Origin of the sequence: Streptomyces sp. CA-111067 (genome assembly GCF_050956065.1) — a bacterium.
Taxonomy (GTDB): Bacteria; Actinomycetota; Actinomycetes; order Streptomycetales; family Streptomycetaceae; genus Actinacidiphila.
Window position 1 is genome coordinate 3,605,913 of the sequence record NZ_CP192103.1, and the last position, 19,741, is coordinate 3,625,653.

A 19,741-nucleotide genomic window follows, 5' to 3' on the forward strand; every position below is an offset into this window, starting at 1 on the left:
GCCCAGCGTCGTCCCTCCGGGATCTCGTCGAGGAGATGCATCATGACTGACGGTTTCGCCAACGGTTCGGGCTCGGCTTCGGGCTCCGGCTCGGGTTCGGCTTCGGGCTCGGGTTCGGGCTCGGGTTCGGGTTCGGGTTCGGGTAACGGGATCGCCGACGGTTCCGCGGTGGAGTCCGCGGACGGTTTCGCGATCATCGGGCTCGCCGCCAGGCTGCCCCGGGCGAACGGGCCGGCCGAGTTCTGGCGGCTGCTGCGCTCCGGCACCGACGCGGTGACCGACCCGCCCGCGGGGCGGACGTCGACCGCCCGCCGTGGTGCGTTCCTCGACGACGTCTCCGGGTTCGACGCCGGTTTCTTCGGGATCTTCCCGCGCGAGGCCGCCGCCATGGACCCGCACCAGCGGCTGATTCTGGAGCTGGGGTGGGAGGCGCTGGAGAGCGCCCGGCTGACGCGGGAGCGGGCCGCCGGGACGCAGACCGGTGTGTTCGTGGCGGCGCCGGGCGAGTACGGGCAGGCGGACGGCTCGCCGGAGGGCGGGCCTGACCAGTACACGTTCACCGGGCGGCAGCGCGGGATGGTGGCCAACCGGTTGTCGTACGCCCTGGGGCTGACCGGCCCCAGCCTCACGGTGGACACCGGGCAGTCCTCGTCACTGGTCGCCGTCCACCTGGCGGTGCAATCGCTGCGGACCGGTGAGTGCGATGTGGCCCTGGCGGGCGGGGCCAGCCTGATGCTGGCCCCGGACGCCGACAGCGGCCTGGCCGAGATGGGCGTGCTCTCCCCCGACGGCCGCTGCCACGTCTTCGACAGCCGCGCCAACGGCTTCGTCCGCGGTGAGGGCGGCGGCCTGGTCGTCCTGAAGCGACTGCCCGACGCCCTCGCCGACGGCGACCCCATCGCCGCGGTCATCGCGGGCAGCGCGGTCAACAACGACGGCCGCACGGACGGTCTGACGATGCCCAGCGCCGCGTCCCAGCAGGCACTGCTCGCGCGGGCGTACCGGCAGGCCGGCATCGACCCGGCCGCCGTCCAGTACGTCGAACTGCACGGAACGGGCACGGCGGTCGGCGACCCGGTGGAGGCAGCCGGCCTCGGCGCGGCCCTCGGCACCGCCGAGGGCCGGACCAGCCCGCTGCTGGTCGGCTCGGTCAAAACCAACATCGGCCACCTGGAGGCGGCGGCCGGGATCGCCGGCCTGCTCAAGACCGTACTGAGCCTGCGGGAGCGCGAGTTGCCCGCAAGCCTGCACTTCGCGCACCCCAACCCGGCGATCGCCCTGGACGAGTTGAACGTGGAGGTGAACGCACGGACGCGCCCGTGGCCGCCCGGCCGCGCGGTGGCCGGCGTGAGCTCCTTCGGCCTGGGCGGCACGAACTGCCACGTGATCCTGACGGAGGCTCCGTCGCGCCCGGATGCGCCTGCCCCGGCAGGGATGGCGGTGGTGCCGTGGGTGCTCTCCGCGAAGACGCCGGCCGCGCTACGCGCCCAGGCCGGCCGCCTGCTCGCGAGGTTCGCGTCGACCGGTCCCGACCGCCCGGACCCGGTGGATGTGGGCTTCTCGCTGGCGACGACGCGGACGGTGTTCGGGGTGAGGGGGGTGGTGCTCGGTCGTGATGGGGCCGACCTGGAGTCTGGGTTAAGGGAGTTGGCGGCCGGTGGCGGCCCGGTGGTGGAGGGTCCGGCGCTGGCCGGCCCAACGGAGGCTGGCCTGAGTGGCCTCGCCCCGGCGGAGAGTGGCCGGAATGGCGTCCTCCCGGCGGCGGACGGCTCGGCCGGCAGGCCGACGGCTGTCAGTCCCCCGGCTGTCAGCCCGACGGCGGAGAGTCAGACCGCAGACGGATCCGCGGGGCCCACCTCGACGGCGGACAGCCCGGGGGCGCTCCACCCGGAGGCCGAGTCGGCGGAGGCCAGCGGTGCGACCGAGGGGTCGGCGGCTGTCAGCCTGACGGCGGAGCGCCAGACGGCTGACGGCCCAGCCGGCAGGCCGACGGCTGTCGATGCCCCGTCCGTCAGCCTCACGACGCAGTCTCAGACCGCAGACGGACCCGGGGGACCCACACCGTCGGCAGACGGCCCGACGGTGCTCCAACCGGCGGCCGAGTCGGGGGCGCTCAGCACAACGGCCGGCAGGCCGGGGGCGCTTCAACCGGCGGTCGGCGCAACGGGTGACGTGCCAGTCGTCGGCGGACTGGCGGCGCCCGCCTCGGTCGCCTCCGCGCTTTCTGCGATGGCCGCCGCGTTCGTGGGTGGGGGCGAGGTGGACTGGGGCGCGGTCTTTGACGGGACCGGGGCGCGGACGGTCGACCTGCCCACGTATGCCTTCGAGCGGTCGAGCGCCGGCCCCGACCGGGCCGCGCCCGCCGTAGCCACCACCGGTGACGACCTGCTCGGGGTCGTCCGCGCCCAGGTCGCCGCCCAGTTGGGGCACGACGACGCCAACTCCGTACCCCGGGATCGCGGCTTCAAAGACCTCGGCTTCGGCTCGCTCGCCGCCGTCGAACTCGCCGAGCGGCTCACCGCCGCGATCGGTGCGCAGGTCGAGGCGACCGCCGTCTTTGACTACCCGAACCCGGCCGCGCTCGCCGCGCACCTGGCCGGGCTCGCCTCTGACCGTCACACCGCCGGCGACGTGCCGGCCCCCGTTCCGCCGGCCGGCGACCACCCCCGAACGGTCCCGGCCGGTGCCCCCGCAGCCGGTGCCGACGATCCGATCGCGATCGTCGGCACCGGCTGCCGATACCCCGGCGGCGTCACCTCCGCGGACGGCCTGTGGGAGGTCGCGGCGACCGGCCGGGACGTGATCTCCGGCTTCCCCACCGACCGCGGCTGGGACCTGGCGGCGCTCTACGACCCCGACCCGGACCGGGTCGGAACCACCTACGTCCGCGAGGGCGGCTTCCTCGCCGACGCCGCCGGGTTCGACGCCGGGTTCTTCGGGATCAGCCCGAGCGAGACGCTCGCGATGGACCCGCAGCAGCGGCTGCTGCTCGAAGTCACCTGGGAGGCGCTGGAGAACGCCGGCATCGACCCGCACACCCTGGCCGGCAGCCGAACCGGCACGTTCGTCGGCATGTACGGCTGGGACGCCGGCGAGTCCGTCGAGGGCTACCGGATCACCGGCGGCCTGTCGGCGGTCGCGTCCGGCCGGGTCGCGTACACGCTCGGCCTCGAAGGGCCGGCCGTGACGATCGACACGGCGTGCTCGTCCTCACTGGTCGCGATGCATCTGGCCGCCCAGTCGCTGCGGTCGGGCGAATCGGACCTGGTGCTGGCCGGGGGCGCCACCGTCATGTCGACCCCCCGCGTCTTCCTCGAATTCGCCCGGCAGCGCGGCCTCTCCCCGGACGCGCGGTGCAAGTCCTTCGCGGCGGACGCGGACGGCACGGCGTGGGCGGAGGGCGTCGGCGTCGTCGTCCTGGAACGGTTGTCGGACGCGCGGCGCAACGGGCACGAGGTGCTGGCGCTGCTGCGCGGCAGCGCGATGAACCAAGACGGCGCGTCCAACGGGCTCACCGCGCCCAACGGCCCCTCCCAGCAACGGGTGATCCGCGCCGCACTCGCTGACGCGGGCCTGACTCCCGGCGACGTGGACGTCGTCGAGGCGCACGGCACCGGGACGCCGCTCGGCGACCCGATCGAAGCGCAGGCCGTGCTCGCCACCTACGGACGCGGCCATCCGCCGCACCGCCAACTCCTGCTCGGCTCGCTGAAGTCGAACATCGGGCACACGCAGGCGGCTGCGGGCGTGGCGGGCGTGATCAAGATGGTCGGCGCGCTGCGGCACGGTATCGTGCCCGCCACATTGCACGTCAACGCCCCTACCGCTCACGTGAAATGGTCCGGCAGTGGGGTACGGCTCGCGACCCGTGCCCAGGACTGGCCGGAGACCGGGCGGCCGCGTCGGGCGGGTGTGTCCTCGTTCGGGATCTCCGGCACCAACGCGCACGTCATCCTCGAACAGGCCCCGGTTGACGGGGCGTTGCGCCAGGGCGATTCACGGCCGTCCGTCGTGCCGTGGGTCCTGTCGGCGCAGACCGAGGACGCTCTGCGCGGACAGGCACAGCGCCTGCTCGCGCACATCGCCGCCGACACCGCCGAGCGCGATCCGGCGGACATCGGCCGTTCGCTGGCGTCCCGTTCGCGGTTCGCGTACCGCGCGGTAGTGGTCGGCGCGGACTCCCACGCCCTGACGGCCGGCCTGTCGGCGGTGGCCGACGGGCTGCCCGTCGGGAACGTGACCTACGGCCAGGCGGAGGAGGAGCCCGGGAAGACCGCGTTCGTCTTCCCCGGTTACGGCTCCCAGTGGCGCGGGATGGCCGCCGAACTGCTCGACACCGAGCCGGTGTTCGCCGCCCGCATGGCTGACTGCGCCCGGATCATGGACCCGTTGGTGGACTGGTCGCTGCTCGACATCGTCCGGGAGGCGGCGGACGACTCCTGGCTGGCGCGCGCCGACATCACGCAGCCCGCGCTGTTCGCCGTACTGGTGTCGCTGGCCGAGCTGTGGCGCTCGCTGGGCGTGCGGCCCGACGCCGTCGTGGGCTCGTCGCAGGGCGAGATCGCGGCGGCCTGCGTGGCCGGCGCGCTGTCGCTCGACGACGCGTGCCGGCTCATCGTGGCCCGCTCCAGCCTGCTCAACGAACGGCTCCCCGGCGCCATCGCCTCGGTCGGCGCACCGGTGGCCGAGGTCGTGGACCGGCTGCCGCCCGGCCTGGCGATCGCGGGCGTCAACGGCCCGGCGGGCACGACGGTGACCGGCCCGGCGGACGCGCTCGACGATTTCGTCGCCGAGCTGCGGGCCGCCGACGTGCCGGCCAGGATCGTCGCGCCGTTCGCCTCGCACTCACCGCTGCTCGACCCGCTGGAGGACCGGTTCGCCGACCTGGTCTCGTTCGTCCGCCCGGCCGGCTCGCCGGTGCCGGTGTACTCGACGGTGACGGGCGCGCCCGTCGCGGGCGAGGAGCTGACGGCGGACTACTGGTTCCGCAACTGCCGGCAGCCGGTGGCGTTCCAGCCTGCGGTGGAGGCACTGCTCGCGGACGGGTTCACGCACTTCGTGGAGTGCTCGCCGCATCCCGCGATGGGCATCCACATCGAGCAGACCGCCGAACGGGTCGGCCGCACAGCGGTGGTGGTCGGCTCGGTGCGGCGCGACGAGGGCGGCCCGGCACGTTTCCTGACCTCGGCGGCGGAGCGGTTCGTTCACGGCGGCGAGGTGGATTGGGCTCCGGCGTTCGGCGCCGGTGCCCGCCAAGTGCCGCTGCCGACATACGCGTTCGACCGGCGCCGGTACTGGCTTGAGCCGGTGCCCCAGGCGGACGTGACCGGTCTGGGCCTGACCGCAGCCGATCACCCGCTGGTCGGCGCGGTGGCCGAACTTCCCGGCACGGGTGCGGTGTTGCTGACCGGCCGGCTGTCCCTCGCCGCCCACGGCTGGCTGGCCGACCACGCGGTGGCGGGCACGACGTTGCTGCCGGCGACGGCGTTCGTCGAACTGGCCTTGCGCGCGGGGGCGGCGGCCGGCCGGGGGGTGCTGGGTGAACTGGTGATCCAGACACCGCTGGTGCTGCCCGAGCAGGGTGGCGTGGACGTCCGGGTGGTCGCGGACGAGGGTGGGGTCGCGATCCACTCGCGGACGGATGGCGAGTGGGTGATGCATGCGCGGGGCGAGTTGGCGGAGGGGGCGTCGGCTGACCCGTCCGCCCGGCTGGACGAATGGCCGCCTGCTGCGTCAACGCCGGTGGACCTGGCCGACGCCTACCAGCGGCTGGCGGAACGCGGTTACGGCTACGGCCCCGCTTTCCGTGGCCTGCGCGCGGTATGGCGGAGAGGCGAGGAGACCTTCGCCGAGGTAGCCCTCCCGGAAGGCACGCCCCCGACCGGTTTCGCTCTCCACCCGGCCCTGCTGGACGCGGTGTTGCACGCGGCGCTGACGACGTTCGCGGGTGACGGCATGTCCCTGCCGTTCTCCTGGACCGACGTCCGCGTGCTCGCCTCCGGCGCGGCCGCCCTGCGGGTGCGGCTGACGCCGAAGGGCGTTGAGGAGTTCGCGGTGGCGGCCTACGACGAGACGGGCAGCCCGGTGTGCACGGTGGGTTCGGTGACCTTGCGCCGACTGTCCGCCGCACAGCAAGCAGCACTGTCCCGGACAGCGACTTCCCACGTCCTACTGGAACCGACCTGGCCACCCCTGGCCCGGTTGAAGGCGCCCCCGGTGTCGGTGGCGGCATGGGAGGAGTGGGACAGGACGGCAACGCCGCCGAACGTGGTGGTGCTGGATCTCCGGCACGGGTTCGCCCCGGCCGGCCCGCCGGACGCGGCGAGTTCGGTGGCTGTGTCCGACGCGACTGGCACGGAGCCCCCACAGAACGCCGCCGGTTCAGGCTCCGCCCGGCCGCGCGCCGCGAGTTCGGAGGCCGGGGCAGACCTGGCGAACTCCGGTGCTGCCCGGCCTGGCACCGCTAGCCCGAGCGCCAACGGTGCCGGCCTCGACCACGGGGCCGACGTCGTCGCTGCCACGCACCTGGCCACCCACCGCGTGCTCGCCGTGCTCCAGGGGTGGCTGGCCGATGAACGCGCTTCGGAGATCGTTCTGTTGATCGCCACTTGTGGCGCGGTGCAGCGAAGTGGGGATGGGGCCGCTGATCCCGTTGCCGCTGCCGTGTGGGGGCTTGTGCGGGCCGCTCAGGCCGAGGCGCCCGGGCGGGTTGTGCTCGTGGATGCTGACGGGGGGATCGATGTCGCCGGCGTCGTCGCCAGTGGTGAGCCGCAGGTGATGGTCCGGGCGGGGGTGGCGCATGCCGCTCGGCTCACGCCCGTGTCGGACGTCGGCTCGGGCGGGTTCGGCACCGCCGGGGCCACGCTGATCACCGGCGGCACCGGGGGCCTCGGCTCGGCGCTGGCCCGGCATCTCGTCACGCGGCACGGCGTCCGGCAGCTCGTGCTCGCCTCGCGACAGGGGCCCGACGCGCCCGGCGCCGCTGACCTCGTCGCCGATCTGGCCGAGTTGGGGGCCACCGCCCACGTGGTCGCGTGCGATGTCACCGACCGCGCCGCCGTCGACCAGTTGGTGACGTCCGACCTCAGCACCGTCATCCACGCGGCCGGGGTGCTGGACGACGGCGTGCTCGACGCGCTGAGTCCGGACCGGATGGACACCGTCCTGCGGCCCAAGGCCGACGCTGCCTGGTATCTGCACGAGGCCACCGCGCGGACCGGTGCCACGCTCGTCCTGTTCTCCTCCGTGCTCGGCGTGTTCGGCGGCCCCGGACAGGCCAACTACTCCGCTGCCAACGCCTTCCTGGACGCGCTGGCCGGCCACCGGCAGCACCACGGGCTGCCCACCGTGTCCATCGGCTGGGGCCTGTGGGACCGCAGCATCGGCATGACCGGGCAACTGCGCGACGCGGACGTCGACCGGCTCAGGCGGCGCGGCCTGACCGAACTGCCCGTTGACGCGGGGCTGTCGCTCTTCGACGCGGCGCTCGCGCAGGGCCGTCCGCACGTGGTGGCGATGGTGGTCGACCGCGCCGCGCTCCAGGTGTCCGCCGCCACCGGCGAACTGCCCTCGGTGCTGAGCGACTTGATGCCCACCCGGGCTCAAGTCGCGGCCACCGCCGATCCGGCGCCCACGGACCTGCTCACCCTGACCCGTACCGAGGCCGCGTCCCTCCTCGGGCGCGCCGGCGCCGAACAGATCGACCCCGACCGCAACTTCCGTGACCTCGGCTTCGACTCGCTGCTGTCCGTCGAACTGCGCAACCGCCTCAAGACGGCCACCGGAACGCCGCTGCCGGCCGGCGTCGTCTTCGACTACCCCACGCCCGCCGCGCTGGCCGGCTACCTGCGCGAGCGGACCGCCGGCCGCCCCGCTCAAGTCACCGACGCCCGACCTACGTTGGTGGCGGACGACGCCGACCCGATCGTCGTGGTCGGCATGGGCTGCCGCTTCCCCGGCGGCATCGACTCCCCCGCCGACTTGTGGGAGGCCGTCGCCGAGGGCCGCGACGCGATCGGCGACTTCCCGACCGACCGGGGCTGGCAGGTCGCCGGGCTCGCCACCCGCCAGGGCGGATTCCTCGCCGACGCGGGCGCGTTCGACGCCGCCTTCTTCGGCATCAACCCGCACGAGGCCGCCGCGATGGACCCGCAGCAGCGGCTGCTGCTCGAGGTCAGCTGGGAGGCGGTGGAGCGGGCCGGGATCGACCCGGAGTCGCTGGCCGGCAGCAGGACCGGCGTGTTCGCCGGGATCATGGCGCAGGACTACGGCGCCGGGGTCGATGACGCGGCGGCCGGGGTGGAGGGCTACCGGCTGATCGGCAGCCAGGGCAGCGTCGCGTCCGGCCGGGTCGCGTACGCGCTCGGCCTGGAGGGGCCGGCGGTCACCGTGGACACGGCGTGCTCGTCGTCGCTGGTCGCGGTGCACCTGGCGGCGCGGTCGCTGCGGTCCGACGAGTGCGACATGGCGCTGGTCGGCGCGGCAACGGTGATCGCCACGCCGCGCGTGTTCGTGGAGTTCGCCCGGCAGGGCGGCCTGGGCGCGGACGGGCGCTGCAAGTCGTTCGGCGCGGCGGCCGACGGGACGGGCTGGAGCGAGGGCGCGGGCGTGCTCGTGCTCGAACGGCTGTCGCGGGCACGGGAACGCGGCCACCGCGTGCTCGCGGTGCTGCGCGGCAGCGCGCTGAACCAGGACGGCGCGTCCAACGGCCTGACGGCCCCCAACGGCCCGTCCCAGCAACGGGTGATCCGCGCCGCACTCGCCGACGCGGGCCTCGGGAGCGGGGACGTCGACGTACTGGAGGCCCACGGCACAGGCACGGTGCTCGGCGATCCCATCGAGGCGGAGGCGGTGATCGCGACATACGGCCAAGGCCGCCCGGCCGAGCGGCCGTTGCTGCTCGGCTCGGTGAAGTCCAACCTCGGCCACACCCAGGCGGCGGCGGGCATGGCGGGCATGATCAAGATGATCGCCGCGCTCGGCGAGGGCGTGGTACCCCCCACGCTGCACGCGAACCCGCCGACGTCGGCGGTGGACTGGTCGCGCGGCGCGGTCGCGCTGGCCACCGAACGGGCGGAGTGGCCGCGCACGGGGCGCCCCCGGCGGGCGGGGGTATCGGCGTTCGGGATCTCGGGGACGAACGCGCACGTGATTCTTGAACAGGCTCCGGTGGAAGGGGAGTCGGCGCGCGAAGTGCGGCTGGCGCCGCCCGGTAGAGGTCAGTTGGCGCGGGCGGCCACGGGGAGCTTGGCGCGGGCCGCCACGGCACGGCCGACTGCGGCGGGCAGGGGCCAGCAGGAGCCGATCGCGGCGGGCCAGCCGACACCGGCCGGGACGGACCAGGCCGCGACCGCCGCGCCACAGCAACCGATGCCCGCTGGCGCGGACCAGCACGCCGCCACCACCGCACGGCAACCAGCGCCCGCCGGCACCGACCAACCAGACGCCGTTGGCACAGGACGCCTGGCACCTCCCAGCACGGACCAGCCGACACCCGTCGCCGCACAGCGGCCAACCCCCGCTGACGCGGGCCAGCCCACCACCGTCGCCGCACGGCAGCCAGCGCCCGCCGGCAGTGACCGACCTGCCCTCGTCGGCACAGGACGCCCGGCACCGTCCACCGCACAGCGGCCAACACCCGCCGACGCGGGCCAGCCCACCACCGTCGCCGCGCAGCAGCCAGCGCCCGCCGACAGCGACCAACCGGCCCACGTCGGCACAGGACGGCCAACACCGTCCACCGCGAACCAACCAGCACCGGCCCTCGCCAGTGCGGACGAGCCCGCCGCCGTTGCACCCCGGCAGCAGGCCCCCGCCGGCACCGGCCCCGCCGCCCCCGTTGGCTCCGAACGGAGCTGGCCAGTCGTGCCGTTGGTGTTGTCCGCGCGCTCGCCCTCCGCGCTTCGGGGGCAGGCCGCGCGGTTGCTCGCGCATCTGCGGGCGCATGACGGGCTCGACGTGGCGGCGGTCGGCCGTGCGTTGGTTGCGACCCGGTCGCGGTTTCCCTACCGGGCGGTCGTCACCGGTGCGGACCGGGGTGAGTTGCTTGACCGGCTGGGCGAGGCCGCTCACGCCGAGCCGGCCGAACCGGTGGCCGGGCCCGTTGTGTTCCTCTTTCCCGGGCACGGGAGCCAGTACCCGGCCATGGGTGCCGCGCTCTACGCCGAGTTTCCCGCCTATGCCGCCGCGCTCGACGACGTGCTCGGCGCGCTCGACGCCAACCTCGAACGGCCGCTGGCCGACCTGCTGTTCGCCGAGAAGGGGTCGGCCGGTGCGGCCGTGCTCCAGGATCAGACCGAGTTCACCCAGCCAGCGCTGTTCGCCGTCGAGATCGCCCTGTACCGGCTGCTGGAATCGTTCGGGCTGCGGCCCGACTACCTGCTCGGCCACTCCTTCGGCGAGTTGGCCGCGGCGCACGTCGCCGGCATCCTCTCGCTGCCCGACGCCGCCAGGCTGATCACCGCGCGCGGGCGGTCGATGGGGGCCTTGCCGCCAGGCAGCATGGTGCAGATACAGGCCGGCGCCGACGAGATCGAACCCACCCTTGAGCCCGGCGTCTCGATCGCCGCCCTCAACGCGCCCGACGCCACGGTGATTTCCGGGACGGCGGAGGCCGTCGAGCGGGTGGTCGAACGCTGGCGGGAACGCGGCCGGCGGTCGATCAAGCTGCGCAACCGGCACGCGTTCCATTCGGCCGAACTGGACGGCAGGCTCGGTGAGTTCGCGGCCGTGGCGGCGAAGGTCACGTACCAACCGCCGACGATCCCGATCCTGTCCAACGTCACCGGCGGCCCGGCCGGGGAGGGCGACCTGCGGTCGGCGGACTACTGGCTGCGGCACGCCAGGGGCGCGGTACGGTTCGTGCCCTGCGTGAACTCCCTCGCGGAGCTGGGCGCGCGGACCTTCGTGGAGATCGGGCCGGGCCGGGCACTGACCACGCTGACGGCGCAGAGCATTCCCAGCAAGGTGGTGGCGCTGTCGCTGCTGCGGCGCGACCTGCCGGAGTTGACGAGCATGCTGCCCGCGCTCGGCGAGCTGTCGGCGCGGGGACTGCCGGTGGACTGGCGGGCGGTGTTCGGCGAACGGCCGGGCCCGTACGCGGAGTTGCCGAGCTACGCGTTCGACCGGCAGCGCTTCTGGTTGCGGCCCGAACCGGCGGTCGCGGGAACGGGGTTGGGGTTCGTCGCGGCGGACCACCCCGTGCTGACCGCCCGGATGGAGCTGCCGGACGACGGCCCCGTGCTGCTGTCCGGCTCGATCTCCCGCAACTCGCCGCGCTGGCTGGCCGATCACACGGTGGCCGGTACGGTGCTGGCGCCCGGCACGCTCTTCGCCGAACTGGCGCTGCGGGCTTGCGCGGAGCTCGGCGCGAGCACGGTTCGCGAGCTGGTGATCCAGGCGCCGCTGGTGCTCCCGGAGCAGGGCGGGCTGGCGGTCCAGGTGATCGCCCACCCGGCCGGCGAGGTGGTGATTTCCGCGCGCCCGGACGAGCCGGCGGCGACGTGGGTGGTGCACGCGCGGGGTTCGATGGCCGCCGCAGCCCCGGTGATCCCGCCCCGGCTGACGGCCTGGCCGCCGTCCGGCGCCGTGCCGATCGACCTGGGCGGCGCGTACGACCGCCTGGCCCGGCAGGGCTACGACTACGGTCTGACCTTCCGCGGCCTGCGCGCGCTGTGGCGCGACGGCGAGGACGTACTCGCCGAGGTGACGGCGGAGGTCGACACGGCAGGCTACGGCCTGCACCCGGCGCTGCTGGACGCGGCGCTTCAGGCGTGGCTGGTGGGCACGGCGCGGGCCGGCACGGACGTCCCGTTCGCCTGGCAGAACATGACGCTGCACCGTTCCGGGGCGGGGACCCTGCGGGTCAGGCTCTCCCCGTCAGGCCCGGAGGACGTGTCGGTGACTGTGTACGACGAGTCGAGCCACCCGGTGCTCACGGCGGAATCGGTCCGCCTCCGCCCGATGACTCCGACCGTCCGCCTCCACGAACTGGCGTGGACGCCGCTTCCTACGGCCGAACCCGCGCCCCCGGCTGTCCTCGCGTCCGGGGCTGCCGGGCCGACGCGAGTCACCCCGCATGCCGCCGCCACCAACCCCGACTCCATTCCCGTACTCAATCGCGTGCACCCGTCACCTACCGGCTCCGCATCCGCGCACACCTCCACAAACCGGCCGGACACCAGCACCGCAACCGCGCCGCCGACCGGCGTCCCCGGCGCTACGCCCGCCCCCGGCTCCCCCTCCTCGTCGCAGCCCGACGTCGTCGTCCTGGACATGCCCTTCACCGGGTCGGATGTCGTCTCCTCTCTTCACGCCGCCACGCGGAGCGTCTGGAGCGCCTTGGCCGCGCCCGGGAACCAGCGGGTTGTGGTCGTCACCCGAGGGGCCGTCGCCTTGGCCGGCGAGGGGGTTGTTGACCTCGGCGGGGCTGCTGTCTGGGGGCTCGTGCGGGCGGCTCAGTTGGAGCAGCCGGGGAGGTTTGTCGTCGTTGATACGGATGGCGAACTGGATCTCGGGGGTGTGCTGCGCACCGGGGAGTCGCAGCTCGTCATCCGGGCGGGCGTCGCTCACACTCCCCGGCTCGTGCCGCTCCTCGACGAATCGGGCCGCACCTCGACCTTCGGGGCGCACAGCAACGTCCTCATCACCGGGGGCACCGGCGGGCTCGGGGCGTTGTTCGCCCGGCATCTGGTCGCCTCGCATGGGGTCAGGCGGCTCGTGCTCGTCAGCCGGCGCGGGGCGGACGCGCCCGACCTGCCCGCCCTCCAGCGTGAGTTGAACGAACTCGGCGCGGACGTCCGCGTCCTCGCCTGTGACGTCTCCGATCGGGACGCCGTCGGCCGGCTCGTCACCGCCGACCTCACCGGCGTCGTGCACGCGGCCGGAGTGCTCGATGACGGGGTGATCGGGTCGCTCACGCCGGAGCGGCTCAGCTCCGTGCTCGCCGCGAAGGCGGACTCCGCGTGGCATCTGCACGAGGCCACCCGTGGGCTCGACGTGTCTGCGTTCGTGCTGTTCTCGTCCGTCGCCGGCACGCTCGGGTCCGCCGGGCAGGGCAACTACGCGGCGGCGAACGCGTTCCTGGACGGGCTCGCCGCGCATCGCCGGGCCGCCGGGCTGCCTGCCGTGTCGATCGCCTGGGGGCTGTGGGCCGGGCAGCGCGGGATGACGGGGCATCTGCGTGATGCCGATCTCGCGCGGCTGCACGACCGGGGGCTCGCGGCGATCGCCGAGGCCGACGGGCTGGCGATGTTCGACGCCGCGCTCAGCGCGCCGCGCGCGCAGGTCGCCGCGGTCACGTTGCGCGCGCCCGCCCGGCCGGGGCGCAAGGACGATGCTGCAAGGCTGCGACACGAGCTCGCCGGGCTCGACCGGGACGAGCAACGGCAGCGCGTGCTCGACCTGTTGATCCGCACGCTGGGCTCCGTGCTCGGCCACCGCGAGGACCAGGCGCCGGACGCGGAGCGCAACTTCCGTGACCTGGGGGTCGATTCGCTCACCGCGATCGAACTGCGCAACGCGCTCGCCCCGTTGACCGACGTGCCGCTGCCAGCCACCTCCGTGTTCGACCACCCGACTCCGGCGGCGCTCGCCGACCACATCCACCGAACCCTCGTCGCGCCGGTACCGGACGCGCGGCCGAGCCGGAAGGAGTTGATCGAGACGATGGACACCCAGCAACTGATCGCGGCCGCACTGGGGGAAGGTGGTCCGCGATGACCGGCCGGATTCCCGCCGCCCGCATACCGGCCCAACGCAAGCCCCCGCGGCGGGAGTCGGCGGCGCGGAAGGCCGACGTGGGCCGGGCGCGGCCGTCTCCCCCGCACCGGGACCGGGCGTTCCTGGCCGCGATGTGGCAGATCCTCGTCTCGATGGGCGGGCCCTTCGTCCCGCTGATCCCGCCGCCGGCCGAGTTCGAGGACGACCCGCGCGACGGCGCCTGGGGCGACCCGGACTCCGAGTGGGGCTACCTGAGCTACCAGAACGAGCCGGGCTACCGGAGCCACCCGGACCGCCCCAACTCCGGTGGGAGTGAGCCCCGATGACCGAGGACACCGAGGCCCGGCTGGTCGCGGCGCTGCGCGAGTCGCTCAAGGAGATCGAGCGGCTGCGCGGCACTGGCCGGGGCGGCGACGACCCGGTCGCGGTCGTCGGCATCGGCTGCCGGTTCCCCGGCGGCGCCGACTCCGCCGCCGGCCTGTGGGACCTCGTCGTCGAGGGCCGGGACGCGATCTCGGGCTTCCCCGCCGACCGGGGCTGGGACCTGGCCGCGCTCTACGATCCCGACCCGGACCGTCCGGGCACGACGTACGTCCGCGACGGCGGATTCCTCTCCGGTGCCGCCGAGTTCGACGCCGGGTTCTTCGGGATCGGCCCGGTGGAGGCCGTGGCGATGGACCCGCAGCAGCGGCTGCTGCTCGAAGTCGCATGGGAGGCGCTGGAGAACGCCGGCATCGACCCGCACGCCCTGGCCGGCAGCGCGACCGGCGTGTTCGTCGGGCACATGGCCCAGGAGTACGGGCGCGACCTGGCCGAAGCCGGCACCGAGGGCTACCGGTTGACGGGCACGGCGGGCAGCCTCGTCTCCGGCCGGCTGTCCTACACGCTCGGCCTTGAGGGGCCGGCCGTGACGATCGACACGGCGTGCTCGTCGTCGCTGGTCGCGGTACACCTGGCCGCCCAGTCGCTGCGGTCGCGGGATTCGGATCTCGTGCTGGCCGGCGGCGCGACCGTCATGGCGACGCCCCGGGGCTTCGTGGACATGGCCAGGCAGCACGGTCTGGCGCCGGACGGGCGGTGCAAGTCGTTCGCAGCAGCGGCGGACGGCACCGGGTGGGCCGAGGGCGTCGGCGTCGTCGTCCTGGAGCGGCTGTCGGACGCGCGACGGAACGGGCACGAAGTGCTGGCGCTGGTACGCGGCAGCGCGGTCAACCAGGACGGCGCCTCCAACGGGCTCACCGCGCCCAACGGCCCCTCCCAGCAACGGGTGATCCGCGCCGCACTCGCCGACGCGGGCCTGACCACCGCCGACGTGGACATCGTCGAGGCGCACGGAACGGGAACGGTGCTGGGCGATCCCATCGAGGCGCAGGCCGTGCTGGCCACGTACGGGAAGGACCGGCCCGCCGAACGGCCCCTCGCGCTGGGGTCGTTGAAGTCCAACATCGGGCACACCCAGGCAGCGGCCGGGGTGGCCGGCGTGATCAAGATGGTCGGGGCGCTGCGGCACGGCATCGTGCCGCCGACACTGCATGTGGACGCGCCGAGCCCGCATGTGGACTGGACGTCGGGGGCGGTACGGCTGGCGGCCGGGCGGCAGAGCTGGCCGGCGACCGGGCGTCCGCGCCGGGCGGCGGTGTCGGCGTTCGGCATCGCCGGGACCAACGCGCACGTCATCCTCGAACAGGCCCCGCCGACGCCGGAGACGACCCGGCGGCCGATGCCCGCCGTGCCGTGGGTGCTGTCGGCGAAGACCCCGGCCGCGCTGGCCGCACAAGCCGACCGGCTGCTCGCCCTGCTCGCGGCGCCCGAGGGGGCCGAACTCGACCCGGTGGACGTGGGGTTCACCCTGCTGGCCCGGGCCCGGTTCGCCCACCGGGCCGTCGTACTCGGCGCCAACCGGGACGAACTGCTCGCGGGGCTGCGGCGGTTCGCCCGCGCGCCCGAGCCGGGCAGCGTGATCGGACGTGGCGAACTGCGGGACCTGGCCGAGCGGTTCACGGCCGGCGGCGCGATCGACTGGGCGGCCCTCTTCGCCGAGTCCGGCGCCCGGCGGGTCGAGCTGCCGACGTATCCCTTCGCCCGGCAGCGCTTCTGGTCCGCGCCGGGCCCGTCGGCGACACCGGCGGCCGCCAACACCACCGCACCAGCAGGGGACTTCACCGACACCGTACGGACCGCCGTCGCCGACATGCTCGCCGAGTACGGCCCGGTCGGCCTGGACGACGACCTCGTCGCCCACGGGCTGAACTCGCTGACCGCCGTCGAACTGCGCGGCCGGCTCCAGGCGTTGACCGACGCCCGGATCGGCCTGAGCGACATCTTCGACCACCCGACCATCCGCTCGCTGGCCACGTTCCTTGACGAGCACTGACTCTTCCGCCGCCTGCTCCCCCACCCGCTCCACCGACCGTTCCGGAGGCTCTCGATGACCATCGACCCCGTTGCCGCGCTCGGCTTCGACCAGTTGGTGCCGCCCGCGACCGTGAACCGGCGCTCCGCCCGCGAGGTGTTCGTCACCGACCACGCGCGGATCGGCCCCGAGGAGTACGCCATCGCCATACGGGTGGCGCCCGACCACCCGCTGTGGTCGGACCAGCAGGCGCCCTGGCACGACCCGTTGGCGATGACGGAGGCGTTCCGGCAGGCGTTCGTCGTGATCCGGCACGAGTACCTGGACGTCAAGCGGGGCACCCCGTCCGCCGTGCAGCAGATCACCCTGACCGTGCCGGAGTTGGCCGCCTTCCGGGCCGACGGGAGCACGCCGCTGCAAGGCGTCATCAAGGTCAGGGTCACGCAGACCGACGAGACGTTCGACATCGCCGGCGACTTCATCGTCGGCTCGGCGCGGGCGATGACGCTGTCGTTCGGCAGCGTCCTGTTCCCGCCCAAGTCCTACCGGGAGATCCGGGACTACCAGCGGTCCCGGCGGACCGTGGACGCTGGGAGCGGCGGGAGCGGCGGGAGCGGCGGCACGGCCGACGTCAAGCCGGTCGAGCCCGAGTCGGTCGGGCGGCGCGACCGGGGCAACGTGGTGATCGGGCCCGCCGTGCGGCCCGGCCGGTTCCCGCTGCTGGTGGACCGCACCCATCCGTCGTTCTTCGACCGGGACTACGACCACATCCCGGCGTCGCTGCTGATCGAGGCCATGCGGCAGTCCGCGCTGCGCAGCGCGGCGGAGGCGGGGCTGCGCGCGGGCGAGGCGGCCCTGACCCGGGCCGAGTTGGACTTCGGCATCTTCGTGGAGATCGACGTGCCCGCCGAGTGCGCGGTGACGGTGACCGGCCGGCCGGGCGCGGTGACGGCGTCGGTCGCCATCGACCAGGCGGGCGTCCGGGTCGCGAGCGGAACGCTGGAGCTGACCGCGCTCAACCCCTGACGCGCCCAACGCCTGAGGCGCGCGCCACCGTGACGCGCGCGCCACCGTGACGCGCCCACCGCCGTGACCCGCCCCGCCACCCTGGCACGCCCGCCGCCGTGCCCCTCCGATTCCCGTGACGCGTCCCGCCCCCGGCGACGAGCCCGAGCCGACAAGCCCGGCCCCAGCCCGAGAATCCCAACCCGCGCCCCGCCCCCGCCGCCCCCCAGACCGCCAAAGGTGATGGTTCCCATGGACGTTCGCCGCGAAGTCGCCCTGGTCTTCCCCGGCCAGGGCGCCCAACAACCCCGAATGGGCGCGGACTTGTACGGCGCCGACCCCGCCTTCACCTCGCTGCTCGACGAGTTCTTCGCCGCGAGCGGTGCCGAGGGCGCCCGCCTGCGGGACGACTGGCTCTCCGCCCACCCCGGCCCGGAGTTCGACGACTGCTCACGCGCGCAACCCCTGCTGTTCGCCGTCGGCGCCGCACTCGCCGCCGCCGTGATCGCCCGCGGCCTGCGCCCCGCCGTCCTGGTCGGGCACAGCGTCGGCGAGCTCGCGGCAGCAGCCGTCGCCGGGGTGTTCAGCGTCGCCGAGGGCAGCCGGGTGATGGCGGCCAGGACCACCGCGATGGCGGAGACCGAACCCGGCGGGATGCTCGCGGTGGCCGCGAGCGCCGACCGGATCCGCGAGGCGCTCGGCGGCGACCTCGCCGGGCACGGAGTGGCGGTCGCGGCGGTCAACAGCCCCTACCAGACGGTCCTTTCGGGCGGGGAGACCGCGCTGCGCGCCGCCGAGCGAACCCTGACCGCCCAAGTGGTCGCGTGCCGCCCGGTGAAGGCGAGGCAACCGTTCCACAGCCCGCTGTGCGCCGACGCGGCGATCCGGTTCCGCGACCTGCTCAAGGACGTCGAGCTGCGCCCGCCCGCCCTCACCATCCGCTCCACCTGCACGGCCCGCGACGTGACCGCCGCCGAGTCCGTCACCCCGGAGTTCTGGTCGGCCCAACTGGCCAGGCCGGTACTGTTCTGGCCCGCGATGGACGACCTCCTCACCTCCGGTACCCGCGTCTACCTCGAAGCGGGCCCGAAAGGGAGTTGCGCGGCCGTCCTGCAACTCCACCCCGCGGTCCAGAACGGCCGGAACGTCGTCCTGCCCCTGCTCCCGGCAACTCCCGGGTCCGACCCCCGCGCGACCCGCCACCTCTTCGACGAGTCCGTCAGCACCGCCCTGGCGATGACGGCCTGACCGGGGAGGGCCCGGGCGCCTACTCCGCCGCCAGGTCCAGGCTCGCCGGCACCGCGCGGATCGCGCCCGTCAGGCCGGCCAGGAGGGCGGCCCGGCCGCCCGCTCCGCCGCCGCGGACCCAGGCACGGCCGGGGATGCTGAAGGCCGTCATGACCAGCTCGGCCAGGACGTGCAGGCGCAAGTCGTCGCGGTCGAGGGCGAGTTTGGCCGCGAGTGAGGCCACCAACTGCTCTCTCACGCGCGCCCGGTAGTGCTCCAGGTAGCGCAGCAGCGCCGGTTCGGAGACGGCGAGGCGGCGGGTGGCGAGGAAGCGGTCGTCCCAGGTGTCGTCGAGGCCGGAAGCGGCGGCGGCCAGCACCCGGTGCAGCTCGCCGAGCACCGGGCCGGACAGCGGGCCGGCCTCGACCTCGGCCAGGAAGGCCGCCCACAGCTCGGCCTCCGCCTCGATGCCCGCCGCCTCCTTCGCCTCGAAGGTGCGGGAGAACGTGCTCTTGGAGACCTCCGCCTCTTCGGCCAGCTCCTCCAGCGTGACCACGTCGAAGCCCTTCTCGGCGAACAGCCGCAGCGCGGCGTCCGCGAGCGCCCGGCGGGTGCGCAGCTTCTTGCGCTCGCGCAGCGGCAGGGAACGGTCCATCGTCATGGCCGCCATTCTACGCGCACGACATCTGGACTCAAGAGATGCTGAGCACCTTTTGAGCCTTGACATGAAATGAGTCTGAGGTTCATTCTGGGCTGAGAGTCACCCAGCCCCGCACACCTGCACAACGGCACGGAGGAACCCAGTGGACTACAAGCTCGACATGAGCATGATGTTCCAGATCCACAACGCGCTGGTCAGGGACCTCAGACAGGTCGTCCGGATCGCGTCCGGCACCGGCGACGACCCGGCGAAGCTGCTGCGGGCGGCGCTCGGCTGGGAGCTGTTCAAGAAGTTCCTCGTGGTGCACCACCAGACCGAGGACGACATCCTCTGGCCCGCCCTGCGCGCGGCGGTCGCCGGCAACCCCGACCAGCTCGCGCTCGCCGACGCCCTCGAAGCCGAGCACTCCGTCATCGAGCCGCTGTTCGCGGAAATCGACGCGGCCGGCGCCGACCCCGACCACGGCCACCAGCGGTTCGCCGACATCGTGGACGAGTTCGCCGGCAAGCTCACCGGCCACCTCACCCACGAGGAGACCGACGGCCTGCCGCTGATCGACCTCGCGCTGCCGCCCGAGCAGTGGCAGCACTTCGCCGCCGTGCACGGGCAGCGGCTGCTGCCCGACGCCCCGACATACATGCCCTGGCTGCTCAGCGACACCGGGCCGGAGGCCCTCGACCGGATCCTCACCAAGTTCCCGCCGCACCTGGCGACCGCCTTCCGCGAGCAGTGGGCACCGGCCTACTCCGCGCACGACGCCTGGAACGGTCGGTGAC

7 protein-coding genes are annotated in these 19,741 nt (G+C 74.2%); 6 read left to right on the plus strand and 1 reads right to left on the minus strand.

Translation table 11 applies throughout. From position 1 onward, the window contains the following. Positions 1-42 precede the first annotated feature (42 nt). The 5 genes from ACQPW6_RS15760 to ACQPW6_RS15780 all read left to right on the plus strand — a co-directional run bounded on the left by ACQPW6_RS15760 (position 43) and on the right by ACQPW6_RS15780 (position 18,325). Positions 43-13,719 carry an SDR family NAD(P)-dependent oxidoreductase gene (locus ACQPW6_RS15760; RefSeq protein ID WP_433890268.1) on the plus strand — a complete coding sequence of 4,559 codons (13,677 nt, stop codon included), beginning with the start codon at positions 43-45 and terminating at the stop codon, positions 13,717-13,719. Next, on the plus strand, positions 13,716-14,045 hold the full coding sequence (locus tag ACQPW6_RS15765; protein ID WP_433890269.1) for a hypothetical protein: 330 nt from the start codon (positions 13,716-13,718) through the stop codon (positions 14,043-14,045). The genes ACQPW6_RS15760 and ACQPW6_RS15765 overlap by 4 nt, the downstream gene beginning before the upstream one ends. A 32-nt stretch (positions 14,046-14,077) precedes the next feature. Then, positions 14,078-16,093, plus strand: a complete 2,016-nt coding sequence (locus ACQPW6_RS15770) for a type I polyketide synthase (RefSeq protein WP_433894542.1) — start codon at positions 14,078-14,080, stop codon at positions 16,091-16,093. 54 nt (positions 16,094-16,147) lie between these two features. After that, positions 16,148-17,098: an AfsA-related hotdog domain-containing protein gene (locus ACQPW6_RS15775; protein ID WP_433890270.1), complete on the plus strand. Its 951-nt coding sequence runs from the start codon at positions 16,148-16,150 to the stop codon at positions 17,096-17,098. A 231-nt stretch (positions 17,099-17,329) separates the two neighbouring features. Then, positions 17,330-18,325 carry an acyltransferase domain-containing protein gene (locus tag ACQPW6_RS15780; protein ID WP_433890271.1) on the plus strand — a complete coding sequence of 332 codons (996 nt, stop codon included), beginning with the start codon at positions 17,330-17,332 and terminating at the stop codon, positions 18,323-18,325. A gap of 19 nt (positions 18,326-18,344) precedes the next feature. Here the strand turns inward: ACQPW6_RS15780 and ACQPW6_RS15785 are convergent, their stop codons facing one another. Continuing rightward, complete coding sequence (locus ACQPW6_RS15785; RefSeq protein WP_433890272.1) at positions 18,345-18,965, minus strand: TetR/AcrR family transcriptional regulator; 621 nt, start codon at positions 18,963-18,965, stop codon at positions 18,345-18,347. 142 nt (positions 18,966-19,107) lie between these two features. On the opposite strand from ACQPW6_RS15785, the gene ACQPW6_RS15790 reads away from it, so the two are divergent. After that, positions 19,108-19,740 (plus strand): hemerythrin domain-containing protein, encoded by a 633-nt coding sequence (locus tag ACQPW6_RS15790; protein WP_433890273.1) that lies wholly within the window; start codon positions 19,108-19,110, stop codon positions 19,738-19,740. Position 19,741: the final 1 nt, after the last annotated feature.